The 12,314-nt window shown below is 57.1% G+C and carries 9 protein-coding genes; 5 read left to right on the forward strand and 4 right to left on the reverse strand.

What is annotated here, in order from left to right:
* On the forward strand, positions 1–666 hold a 666-nt coding region (locus ACQY6C_RS04340; RefSeq protein WP_427965237.1), incomplete at its 5' end, for a hypothetical protein.
* 226 nt (positions 667–892) lie between these two features.
* Here the strand turns inward: ACQY6C_RS04340 and ACQY6C_RS04345 are convergent.
* Positions 893–1,819 (reverse strand): homocysteine S-methyltransferase family protein, encoded by a 927-nt coding sequence (locus tag ACQY6C_RS04345; RefSeq protein ID WP_427965239.1) that lies wholly within the window; start codon positions 1,817–1,819, stop codon positions 893–895.
* A gap of 482 nt (positions 1,820–2,301) precedes the next feature.
* Here ACQY6C_RS04345 and ACQY6C_RS04350 point away from each other — a divergent pair, with 482 nt between their 5' ends.
* Both ACQY6C_RS04350 and ACQY6C_RS04355 read left to right on the forward strand, forming a co-directional pair.
* Positions 2,302–4,758, forward strand: a complete 2,457-nt coding sequence (locus ACQY6C_RS04350; RefSeq protein ID WP_427965242.1) for a TonB-dependent receptor — start codon at positions 2,302–2,304, stop codon at positions 4,756–4,758.
* A gap of 78 nt (positions 4,759–4,836) precedes the next feature.
* Positions 4,837–6,438 (forward strand): sulfotransferase, encoded by a 1,602-nt coding sequence (locus ACQY6C_RS04355; protein WP_427965246.1) that lies wholly within the window; start codon positions 4,837–4,839, stop codon positions 6,436–6,438.
* 6 nt (positions 6,439–6,444) lie between these two features.
* On the opposite strand, the gene ACQY6C_RS04360 is transcribed toward ACQY6C_RS04355, so the two are convergent.
* Entirely contained in the window at positions 6,445–7,365 is a 921-nt protein-coding gene (locus ACQY6C_RS04360) for a LysR family transcriptional regulator (protein WP_427965249.1), read from the reverse strand.
* 168 nt (positions 7,366–7,533) lie between these two features.
* On the opposite strand from ACQY6C_RS04360, the gene ACQY6C_RS04365 reads away from it, so the two are divergent.
* Together ACQY6C_RS04365 and ACQY6C_RS04370 are read left to right on the forward strand one after the other, a co-directional pair.
* Positions 7,534–8,526: a cyclodeaminase gene (locus tag ACQY6C_RS04365; protein WP_427965252.1), complete on the forward strand. Its 993-nt coding sequence runs from the start codon at positions 7,534–7,536 to the stop codon at positions 8,524–8,526.
* A 126-nt stretch (positions 8,527–8,652) separates the two neighbouring features.
* A complete protein-coding gene (locus ACQY6C_RS04370) occupies positions 8,653–9,747 on the forward strand; it encodes an MFS transporter (protein WP_427965254.1) in 1,095 nt (364 codons plus the stop codon).
* A gap of 13 nt (positions 9,748–9,760) precedes the next feature.
* Here ACQY6C_RS04370 and eutB read toward each other — a convergent pair whose 3' ends face one another.
* Both eutB and ACQY6C_RS04380 read right to left on the reverse strand, forming a co-directional pair.
* On the reverse strand, positions 9,761–10,756 hold the full coding sequence (gene eutB, locus ACQY6C_RS04375) for a hydroxyectoine utilization dehydratase EutB (protein WP_427965257.1): 996 nt from the start codon (positions 10,754–10,756) through the stop codon (positions 9,761–9,763).
* 37 nt (positions 10,757–10,793) lie between these two features.
* Entirely contained in the window at positions 10,794–12,305 is a 1,512-nt protein-coding gene (locus tag ACQY6C_RS04380) for an aldehyde dehydrogenase family protein (RefSeq protein ID WP_427965260.1), read from the reverse strand.
* Positions 12,306–12,314: the final 9 nt, after the last annotated feature.

A 12,314-nucleotide genomic window follows, 5' to 3' on the forward strand; every position in this document is an offset into this window, starting at 1 on the left:
CTGCGTGGCTGGCGGCTCGCGATCCTCGTTTGGATGACCCTCTTCTTCGCGCAATCCTTCCTGCTGATGATGGAGGCCGCATATTTTAGGGATAGCTTGCAGATCTCGACAGCCCTGCTTCTTGAAGGGTGCCTGCACGTCCTGATCGGAGGCGCCATGATCGGCGCGGCCGCGGCAATGTTATGGCGGGTGCCAGCAGAACGGTCTACATTCGTCCCCGAACCGAAAACGCTCCCGATCCGCTTGGTGCTCATCGCTGCAATCTACGTGATGTGCTATTTTACCGCAGGCTATTACATCGCCTGGCAGGTAGGCGATGTGCGGCAATATTACAGTTTTGGCGAAGACATCGCGCTGGCGCCCCTGTTGCTGTTTCAGGTGCTGCGCGGTGTGATGTGGGGTTTTCTCGCCTATCTTCTGGTCAGAAACATGGTCGGCAGCGTGAATTCCCGGGCCGTTATCGTTGGCATGTCGTTCTCGGTGCTGGCTGCTGCTCAGCTTCTTTACCCGAACACGATTATGCCTTGGGAAGTGCGCTTTCCGCACCTGATCGAGGTTGGGATCTCAAATTTCGTCTTCGGTTTCGCGGCATCAAAGATACTGTTGGCTTGCAGGGCGGAGGCGGCGGCAGTGTCGTCTACCGATATAGTAGGGCAAGCGACTTAACTGAGCGAAACGGCCGCTCGACTGATACTTTGCTCAAGGCGTTGCGCGATTTCTTACAAGTCAATTGTGGGCGTGCGCCGACATTCGACCGGACGCTAGCGAAAGAGGTGTCACGCGCTCCAGGAAACTAACTGTATCTGCAATCTGGGATATCAAACGGTCCGCTATCCGCGTTCCATCACACGACAGCGGATGCCAGGAGGTACCGGGGAGATACCAGGGCGATTCAGGACCGCGCCCAGCCGTCCGCCATTTGCGCAATGTGCCGCTCGTCGGTTCCGCAACAGCCACCGACAACGCGCAGGTTCGGGACCGAACGGCCCAACTCGGTGTGTCGGTCACCAAGCTCAACCGGGTCGCCTTCATCGAGATCCTCACGGTCGTTCAGCTCCTGGTGACTGAGCTTCGAGGCGTTGGTCCGAAGGCCGCCCAGCCGTTCAAGCCAAGCTGAACCTTCTTCCAAGACTGGCTGGAAATGGCTCGGATGCGCGCAGTTGATCATGTACTGTATCGGCGCAGCGGTTCCGTCTGCATCTACCGCCTCGATTGCATCTTTCAGAGACATGCCTGTCGGCAGGCAGCCATCGGTCTCGACGGTAAAGGAAATCGTGCACGGCAGGCCCGCGTCATGAGCTGCCAACGCCAGGCCACGCGCCTCAGGAGTATTGGTCATGGTGATCGCAGTGATCATGTCGACGCCTTCATCGGCGAAGATTGCCGCTTGGAAAGTGTGATAGCTCCGCGCTTCATCGACCGACATCTCCTTGCCAGGATCGTAGCCATCACCTCGAGGGCCTATGCAGCCGCTGATCAGGATGTGCGGGATACGTTCAACATACTCTTCACGTAGCTTGCGCATCATTGCAATTGCGTCGCGATTGTACTGCGCCAGTTCGTCGCGTGTATAGCCGAGCGGTTCTGCCCAGTCGCTGCTCGCCCGCCATGTCGGGCTTTCGAGCACGAAGCCGACCTGTTTGTCCGCAGCAACCTCCAGATACTTGCGGAAATAGGCTTCAAGGCCAGTACGGCCTTCTTCGTTGCGCATGAGATCGATGGCAGCGAACAGTGGCAGTTCGAAACCACCATGGAAGATCAGATCGGTCTCAATTCCACCGTCGGTCAGATACCGTTCCATCCGAAATGGGGCGTTCATGTCTCTCTCCAAGGAAATGCCGGTGCGGCTTACGGCCGCGATGGTCGGCCCTTTCATAGAAAATTCGAGAGCGTGGATTGTAGGAACCCGTCAACTTGCGTGCATTGATCGAACCCCGTCGCCGTTCTTCGGGTGCCGCATGTGGAGAGCGGCTAACGCCCGACTGACTGCACCACCGACAGCACCATTAGGACTGAAAGGTCGCTGCAACTTTTACCCTTGCCAAAGCGAACATGAATAATTCGCTATGTCGCTCATAGTTCAATTCTGACCCAATCCCTGCGTGAGGAGAACCAGGCACCTTCGGGTGAAACTTAGGTCAGGAAGGGAAACCCATGAAACTTGTCGGCAAGCGAATTCCAAGGAAATCCATGCTCGCCATAGGCGCAAGTGCATTGGCATTTGTGCAGGCGCAACCAGCGTTTGCTCAGGACCAAACGGCGCAATCCGATGAAACCGGCAACAGGAGTTCCGAGATCATCGTGACAGCACAGCGTCGCGCTCAATCGGTCAACGACGTCCCTTACAATATCAGTGCCGTCAGCGCGGAAGCGCTCGAAAAGGCGAACATATCGGATTTTGCCAAGCTGGCGCGCGCCGTACCCGGCCTGGTCTTCACCGAATCCGGGCCGCGCGATAGCGGACTGAACAGCGGGTTGATCATGCGCGGTCTCAATGTCGAGGGGTCGGGCAGCAGCGACTTGCTGTCGATCGCAGCGCCGACGGTCTCAACCTACGTCGGCGAAACACCGATGTTCGTAAACTTGCATCTCAAGGACATCGAACGGGTCGAAATTCTGCGCGGCCCGCAGGGCACGCTCTATGGCTCTGGCTCGCTGGGTGGTACGATCCGCTACATTCCACAAAAGCCCGTGATGGGCGAATTCTCGGTCGAGATATCAAGCCGGATCGGCCACACCCAGCGTTCCAGCGGCGTGAATACGGACACCTACGGCATTGTAAACGTTCCGTTCGGCAACAACCTCGCGCTGCGCGTCGTAGGCGGATATGTCGAGAACAAGGGCTTTGTCGATGTGCACGGCCTCGCAACCTTCAATGACCAGGGCCATGTACTCGACAAGGATGGTGTGGATCGCGTTGCGCAAGGCGATTTTGCCGGACAGACCTGCCTGGGATTTGATTCCAGCAGCTATTGCACTGGCTGGGATATCGGTGGGCTGAACTTCGTAAATGGAGGAGTCGGCCAGAAATATCAGCCGATGTTCCACAGCAAGAAGAACGTCAACCGCAACACAATCACGCATGTTCGCGCCGAACTGGCATGGGAACCCACGGACGATCTCCGCGCCCAGATCACCTATCAGCATCAGAAGGACTTCGTTGGCGGTCGCCAGGTCGTAAATCCCTGGAACGACTATGCTGGCGAATGGGCATATAATGCACATGTCCTCGAGACGCTGGAGCGCAAGGTCGATCTCTATGCGCTGGATCTCGAGGCCGACCTGGGCTTCGCATCGTTGAGTGGGTCCGTTTCCCACTACAGCAATGATGCAAACTTCATTTCCGACCAATCAGGACTCTATGTAAACAACTTCTTCCACGCTTCGGCCTATTACGCGAACATGCCGATGGACGTGATCTGGGGCGATTACAGCCAGCGCGACAAAGGTACTTCGGCCGAATTGCGGCTGGCATCCAACGGCGACGGCCCATTTGAGTACCTGCTCGGTGCATTCTGGCTGCGGCAAAAAACGGCAGCGAACCAGAACGACATGATTCCGGGCGTGTACGAGATTGTCACGGATTACCTGCAGCGGACATGGGGATCGAGTTCGACGGTTTCTCCGCCTGATCCGTCGCTCGGTTTCGGACCGAATCTGGGCTTCGTTCAACACGTAAGGCCCAAATATACCGACAAGGCGATCTTCGGCGAAGTTACCTATCACCTGACCGACGATTGGCAGGTTACCGGTGGCGCACGCGTTTTCGACCAGACTTTCGAAGTCCAGAATGACCTGTTCCTGCTGGCCTGCGGCGCGTTCTGCGATTCGAGTGATCCGGACCGGCCGGTGCCACCAGAATTCGAAGGGACAGGCTATCAGGTCACGCATTCGAAACAGAACTTCAAAGACCAGATTTTCAAGGTCAACACGTCATATAGCTTCGCCCCAAGCCAGATGGTTTATGCCACTTGGTCCCAAGGCTTCAGGCATGGTGGAGCCAATGCGATTGTAGAACAGTATGGCGACGATCCGGCAACGGAAGGCGCCTACAAGTCCGACCGGGCAACCAATTACGAAGTCGGCATCAAGGGAAGCACTGCGGGTCGCTGGCTGGATTACTCGCTGGCCTTGTTCAACATCGAATGGAAGGACATGCAGTTCTTCACTCTAGCGCAGGGTTCCGGCGTGCCGGTCGTGCTGAATGCCAACAAGGCGCACACACGCGGGATCGAGGCGGAAGGCTCATTCTATCTCACAGACAACTTCACCGCCCGTCTCGGCATGACCTATATCGATGCCAAGCTGACCAAAGACACGATCTTGCCGCAACTCGTGGCCTATGCGGGGGACAAATTGCCCGGCGTTCCGGAATTCAGCTGGAATCTGGGAGCCGAATATACCAGGCCGTTGAGCAACAGTCTCGACTTCGGCCTGCTGTTCAACATGGCGCATGTCGGCAAGGTGCAAACCGATTTCAATCCGGATGCCCCGAACTACACGGTCTCAAAAGCCTACACGATTGCGGATATGTCGGCCCGCCTGTCAGCCGAACGTTGGGAACTCTCTCTGTTCGTCGACAATCTGTTCAACAAACGGGCATTGACCAACGCCCGCTCGCCGAATTCCTGGAATGGCGCACCTTACACGCCGGATAACATCCCGTGGAGCGAACATTCCCAAAACGGATATTATCTGTTCGCGAACGTCAACAGGCCGCGAACGTTCGGGCTCTCGGTAAAATACAGATACCGGTAGGCGAAGCGAAGGGAGAGGGGCCGGAAATCCGGTCCTTCTCTGTCTTGCGTTGCAATGTTAGGATCACCCATGCCCACTGTGACCGGTAAACAGGTGGCGCCAGACGCTGCACGCGACGAATTGATGGCGGCCATCGAGGCTGCAATGGCGCGCGAAGACCGGGACGCGACCCTAGGACTCGTGATCGAACTCACGCAGCGGCACCCCGAATTCCAGGACGGGCATTTGTTGTTTTCCCAGATCATGGTCGAACTGGGCCGCAACACACTGGCGCTGGACAGCGCCAGAAAAGCGGTAGCGCTGGACAAGTCGAATGCGCGAGCGATGATGAATTTGAGCCGCGTCTATTTCTTTGCCGGCTTTCTCGAACAGGCGATCCAGGCAGCGGTCAGCGCGACCAATCTCATAGGCGAAGATGCAGAAGGCATCACGGCCCTGGGTGGCCTGTTTTATCGCTACAATGATTTTGAGCAGTCGATCGCAATGCATGAAAGAGCGATTGCGCTGGACCCCGGTAATACGACCTTCTGGTATAATCTTGCGATCAGCGTGCAGGCGGCGGGGGACCTGGACAAAGCGGAGAAGCTTTTTCTCAAAGTGATCGAACTCGATCCCGACAACGCCAAGGCCTACACCAATCTGTCGCGGATCAGGAAACAGACGCCGGACCGCAATCACATTGCCCAAATCGAACGATTGCTGACCCAAGGCAAACCAGATCGCGAGACGGCGATGCATCTGAGCTATGCGCTCGCCAAGGAATACGAAGATATCGAGGATTTCCCGATGTCTTTCGCCTTTCTCAAGGCGGGGGCCGATATCAAGAGGCAGGACCTAGGGTACAGTATCGAGCGCGAATTGCGTTTCGTCGATGATCTGATTGCCTGCTTCCCGCCCGGTTGTTTCGATGATTACCGCTTCGGCCACCTCAGCCAGGAGCCCATCTTCATCGTCGGCATGCCGCGTAGCGGCACGACCCTGACCGAGCAGATCCTGGCCAGCCACAGCGATGTGTTCGCCGCTGGCGAATTGCGCGACTTCGGCATGAATCTGATCCTCCAGTCGGGCAGCAAGAAGCCGCTCGAGGATCTGGGTCAGGATGGCCTCAAGCGCTTGCTGGGTACCTCGGGCGCGCAGGTGGGCGAACGCTACATCGAAAAGACCAGGCCGCGCACCGGACACACCAGGCACTTCATCGACAAGCTACCGCGAAACAGCCATTTGTGCGGCTTAATCCATTGGGCCTTGCCGCAGGCGAAGATGGTATTGCTGGACCGCCATCCGGTGGATGTCTGTTTCAGCAACTACAAGGTGCTGTTCAAAAACGGTTATGAGTATTCATACAGTCTGGAAGAGATTGCTGATTACTACATCGCCTATCGGCGCCTGATGGACCACTGGAAAACAGTCATTCCGGCCGAGAGTTTCTATGAAATCAGCTACGAGAAACTGGTCGCAAACCAGGAAGAGGAGTCTCGCAAGCTGGTCGAGTTCTGCGGCCTCGAATGGCAGGATGCTTGTCTGCAATTCTACAAGAACAAGGAAGGCGTAACCACGGCCAGCCTGGCGCAAGTGCGCCAGCCGATCTACAAGAGCGCCGTCGCGCGCTGGCGAAATTACGAACGGGAACTGCGGCCTCTGACCAGCCGGCTGGAAGCCGCAGGGATCGATTGCTCGTAGGACTGGTTACTCGCTGTCCAGGCGACGGCGTTCCAAAGTGATTTCCTTCACAAGATCGACGAATTTGCTCAGCGCGAGTGACTCTCTGTGGCCTTGCCGGGTGATGAGTGCGTGTTGAGAGTCATAGCTGAATTGATCTTCGCCTAATCGAAACAGCTTGCCTGCATCCACCCATGGCTTTGCATAGTGGCGCGGAAGAAATCCGATGTAGCTGCCGGTCAACAAGAGGATCAACATCGCCTCAATCGTGCTCACGCTTGCTTCCTCGCGAACGGTACCGAACTGGTCGCGATCGAATTCTTGCCGGAACGAGCGCAACACCGCGGGAAAGGCCGAGATATCTGTCTTGGTGATCAGTTTCCGCGATGCATTGAACAACGGATGGCCCTCACCACAGAACAGATCGTGTTGCTCCATGAACAAGGGGATGTAGTTCAGGCTTGATTTGGTCCGCGGAAAGGGGCCGATCGCGGCATGAATTCGGCCGTCAACAACGTCGCTTTCAAGGTCCTGCATCGGCGCCACTGCCAGCTGGAACCGCACTTCATTGGCGCTCTGGTTAAAGCGCCGAACAGCTTCGCTGATTGCGAAGTGTGGATGAGTGACCAATGCATCCGACATTCCGATCACCAATCGCCCTGCGAGCAGGCTCTTTACGCTCGCGATCTTGCCAGCATAGTCATCCAGTGATTTGAGAATCCTCTTCGACTCTTCGTAGACTATCGCTCCTCTTTCGGTGAGCTTGAAGCCGCCGCGTCCACGTTCGCAAAGCCTGATGCCAATCCGCTTTTCCAGGTTGGAAATGTGAATCGAAATCGTTGATGTCGAAACGTTGAGATAGGATTCGGCTGCTGCAAATCCTCGCGCTTCAACCACCACTACGAAGACTCGCAACAAACGAAGGTCGATGTCGGATACCTGCTTCATTCTTCAATCTCTCATCGAGCCTAAGATCATTTGAAATCACTAAAAGTGAATTCGCATGAATCGGCATATAACTTCAAGTGGCGTGAGCGTAGGAGGCATACCTTGGGACGCTGCTGTGTCTTGCAGTCTTCGGACAGCTCCCGAACGGACAAACGCGCTGGAGTAGCAATGCCAAAGATCAAGATCCTGTCCGAAAAGGTATTGCGAGACCTGGTTGGCCTGGAACTGCAAGCCGTCTCCTGTATTGAAGTGGCGTTCAAGACGCTCGCGTCAGGCAATGTCGTGATGCCGCCGATCCTATCCTTGCCGGTAGAGGAGCAAAACGGCGATGTTTGCATCAAGACTGCCTATATCCCCGGGCTGGAATCTTTCGCGATCAAGATTTCGCCAGGCTTCTTCAACAATTCGGCAAAGGGGCTGCCCAGTTCGACCGGATTGATGGTGGTGCACTCCTCAACAACGGGCTTCGTCGAAGCCTTGCTGCTCGATAACGGCTATCTGACAGACATACGAACTGCGGCAGCCGGTGCCGTCGCAGCGCGTCATCTATCGAACGAAGGTTCGACCAGCGCGTGTATAGTCGGCGCTGGCGTCCAGGCGCGGATGCAGCTTGAAGCACTCTTGCTGGTGAGGCCGATCACCCGGGCGACAATCCATGGTCGGACGCTTGAAAAGGCGATTGTCGCGGCAGAGGAAATGAGCGAACGCCTCGGAATCGAAGTTTCCGCCTCCGACGATCTCGAAGCCGGAGTTTCGCAAGCCGACATTGTGATTACAACCACGCCCTCCAAAGCTCCCCTGATCAAGCCGGAGTGGCTGCGTAAGGGCCAACTTGTAATCGCGATGGGATCGGACCAGAAATCGAAGGTCGAACTCGAGGCGGAATGCATCAGACGTGCGGATCTCTTCGTTGTCGACCGCCTGTCGCAATCGCAGGCCCAAGGCGAATTGCGCCATGCAATAGAGGAAGGCATCGTTCGAGAGGACGAGATCTTTCCGGAGCTTGGCGAGATCGTGGCCGGCAGGGTGCTGGGACGGCACGCACAGGAAGATATCGTAATCTGTGACCTGACCGGAACCGGTATTCAAGACACAGCGATCGCCAATCTTGCCTGCGAACTCGCCGAGAAAAAGAATGTCGGCGAAATTATCGAAACCTGATCCCCGGAGCTACGAGGAATTGCAATGACCGGCCCAACTCAGTCGACGAGTTCTCGCTTTTCCCGGAGTGACGTTTTCTCCCTTTTGGCGATTGCTGCCGCTGTCTTCATCGGGTGGCACGGCGTCATGGCAGTGCCGATTCAGATCGGTGCGACCATCGAAGGCCTTGGCCTGTCCGAGCAATCCAGCGGGACTTTGGGGACGGCCGAAATTACCACGGTCGCCTTGGTGGCAATGCTGCTTGCGACGGGAATAGATCGTTGGTCAAAACCCAAGGTGGCGATGATCGGACTGGCCCTGGTCATACCGGCACAACTTCTTTCTACCCTTGCGCCCGGCTTCGCTGTCCTGTTGCCCTTGCGCTTGCTTGTGGGCTTCGGAGCAGGCCTTATCTACGGTGCCGCTTGCGCATCGATTGCCGGCCATCCTCAAGGTGACAGGCTTTATGCCTGGGGCATGTCGTTGGGTCAGGTTGCGCTTGCGACCATGCTGTTCTTTCTCCCCTCTATTGCCGATCACTATGACCAACAGCGGGGTGTATTCGCCACGCTTGCCATCCTGAGCCTACTTGCCGGCGCGTTCCTGCTCAGGCTCCGCAATCCCAGCCGGTCAGCGCCGCAAGTGATCGCTGCGGTTGAAACCGATACGAAGAGGGTTGCCTGGGCTACGATCATTTTGTTCTTCGTTGCCCTGACATTGTTCAATATCGCGATCGGAATGGTCTGGGGCTTCGTTGAACGCCGGGCAGAGGAGCTGGAAATGGCCGCAACGCAAGTTGGCCTGCTTCTTGCCGCTCTGCCATTTGGCGGTGTGCTCGGAAGCCTGATCGCCGGCCTGATTGGTGGGCGCTTTGGTCGAATGTTGCCATTCGTCGTCGCATTGACATTCTGCACGCTGGCCTGCTTCACTTTCGCATATTCGGAAAATCACATGGTCCTGCTCGGCGCTATGTTGGCCTTGGGCGTGTTCGAACTCTTCGTAGTGGCGTTCTTCATCGGAACGGCTTCGGTTATGGACGACGTTGGCCGCATCGCGACTACGGCGGGTGGGGCGACTTTACTGACCTACGGATTTGGCCCGGGAATAGGAGGATTCCTGTCCCCCTATTTCACAGTATCGGAAATTTGCGTGATTGCCGGCATATTCTGCCTTGCTGCAGCAGCTGTATCCTTGCCGCTGGGACTTGCGCTGAACAAATCGGAACGGCGGGTTGCTGCCTAGCAGTTTGGGCCAATCAGGCAGGGCCGACCATCTTCCCTTCGAGATTGATCGGGCGTCCAGCCATTACGTTGGAAAACTGCTGCATATCGACATTGGCGCCAGAGATGATCATGGCAGCCGGACCATCGAGTTTGAGCTTGTCCGAAATCAGCGCGCCATGCCCAACCGCCGATGCGCCCTCGGCCACCAGCCGATCATCGAAGAAGAGCGAGCGCATCCCGGCATAGATCTCTTCCTCGCTGAGCAGGATCACATCATCGACATGACGCTGACAGAGCGTGAATGTGTGGCGATTGTCGAGCCCGATTCCACCACCAAGCGAGTCCGCCAGCGATGCAACTTCCTCGACCTCGACCGGCTTTCCCGCGGCAAGGCTTTCGGCCATGGCGGCGCCTCGATCCATGCTCACACCGACGACCCGGATGGCCGGATTGATCGATTTAGCTGCCATGGCGATGCCGGCGATCAAACCGCCACCCGAAAGCGGGACGACGATGGTTCCGAGATCCGGGTGATCTTCCAGTAGCTCGAGCGCGATCGTACCCTGGCCGGAGATGACATACGGGTGATCGAAAGGCGGGATATTGATCATGCCCTGATCTTCGACGAGCCGCTGCGCTTCCTCACCGGCTTCGTCTTGCGACTTTCCGATCCGGACCACTTCGGCACCCAGCGCTTCGATGGCCGCAACCTTGACCTCGGGAACCAGTTTCGAAAGGCAAACCACCGCGCGTGCGCTGTGCTTCTTCGCGGCATAGGCGACCGCACGGCCGTGATTGCCGGTCGAACAGCACACCACGCCACGCTCGCGTTCCGCCTGCGAAAGCCTGGCGATCGCATTGGCCGCGCCCCTGATCTTGAACGCTCCAATCGGTTGCAGCGTTTCCAGCTTTAGCGCCACCTTGTGGCCGACCCTCGCCGACAAGGCTGAAACTATCGTTGGCGTACGCATGGCGGTGCCAGCGATGCGTTGCCTTGCATCATAAACGTCTTGCAGCGTGAGCGGCATTGCCCTCATGCCCCTTCGGGCTTGCGTTCAACCCGTCTCATGACAGCGAGATCCAGACGGTCTTGGTCTCCAGGAAATGGTCGAGTTGTTCCGGCCCCAGATCCTTGCCTACGCCCGATTGCTTGTAACCACCAAAGGGCAATGCCGGATCGACCTGTCCATCGCGATTGACCTTGACCGATCCCGCCTTGAGCTTTGGCGCGACGCGGAAAACCCGGTCGATATCACGCGTGTAGATGGCCGAAGCGAGACCGTATTCGCTGTCATTCGCCAGCGCGATCGCCTCTTCTTCGGTTTCGAAGCTGGCTGTCGCCAGAACCGGGCCGAAAATCTCTTCCCGCATCACCGCCATGCTGTTGCTGCAATCGGCAAACACAGTCGGTTCGACAAAGGCACTTTCGCCCTGATTGGGCAATCCGCCGCAGATCAGTTCGGCGCCTTCCTCTATCCCTTTCCGAATATAGGAAGTGACCGTCTCGAACTGCTTCTTGCCCACCATGGGACAAATGAAGCTTTCCGGTGCCAGGCCCGGGCCGATCTTGAGGCCCTTCGCATAATCGGCAAGCTCGGCAAGAAACTCGCGGTAGATCGAGCGATGGATATAGGCCCGCGATCCGGCGTCGCAGACCTGCCCTGCATTGAAGAAAATACCCTCAGCCACCGCCGCAGCGGCCTGTTTGATATCGACATCCTCAAAGACAAGGACCGGAGATTTTCCGCCGAGTTCGAGCGTGAGATGCGCCATGTTCTGTATTGCGGAGGTGCCAACCAGCTTGCCCACCGCAGTCGATCCGGTGAAGGTAACCTTGTCGATGCCCGGATGGCTGGCGATCGCCTGGCCAACGGTAGAGCCTGTCCCCGTCACGACATTGATCACGCCATCAGGAATGCCCGCTTGCTGCACCAGTTCGGCGAAGCGAAGTGTCGAAAGCGACGTCAGTTCGGCGGGCTTGATGACCGTGGTGCAACCCGTGGCGAGTGTAGCACCCAATTTCCAGATCATGGTCTGAAGCGGGAAGTTCCACGGCGCAATCGATCCGACCACGCCAACCGGCTCCTTCAGCACCAGCGCCAGATGGCTGCCGGGCAGAGCAGCAGGTTCGGCAGTGCGGCCGGTGATCTTGGTTGCCCAGCCCGCAAAATAGCGCAGGGTATCGATCGCGCCCTGAACGTCGATCTCACGGGCAAGCTCTCTCGGTTTGCCTACGTCGATGGACTCGATCTCTGCCAGCTCGTCGATATTGGCTTCCATCAGATCAGCCAGCCGATTTATCAGGATCTCACGTTCGAGCGGCTTGAGGCGCGACCACTCTCCGTTCTCGAACTGATGACGGGCTGCCTTTACGGCGGCATCCACATCTTCGACTGTCCCCGCGGGAATGTGCGTTATCACACCGCCAGTTGAGAACTCGTGGACTTCATGCGCGTCGCGCTTGCCAGCTGCAATCCATTCGCCGCCAATGAACATGTGCTGTGGCCGTTCAAGAAATGCGCGTGTCGCATCGAGCACGCCGTAGCGATCGAGATAATCGGATACTGCCTGATCCATTGACTCTGT

The organism is Altererythrobacter sp. (genome assembly GCF_050299635.1).
In the GTDB taxonomy this organism is placed as follows: Bacteria; Pseudomonadota; Alphaproteobacteria; order Sphingomonadales; family Sphingomonadaceae; genus Erythrobacter.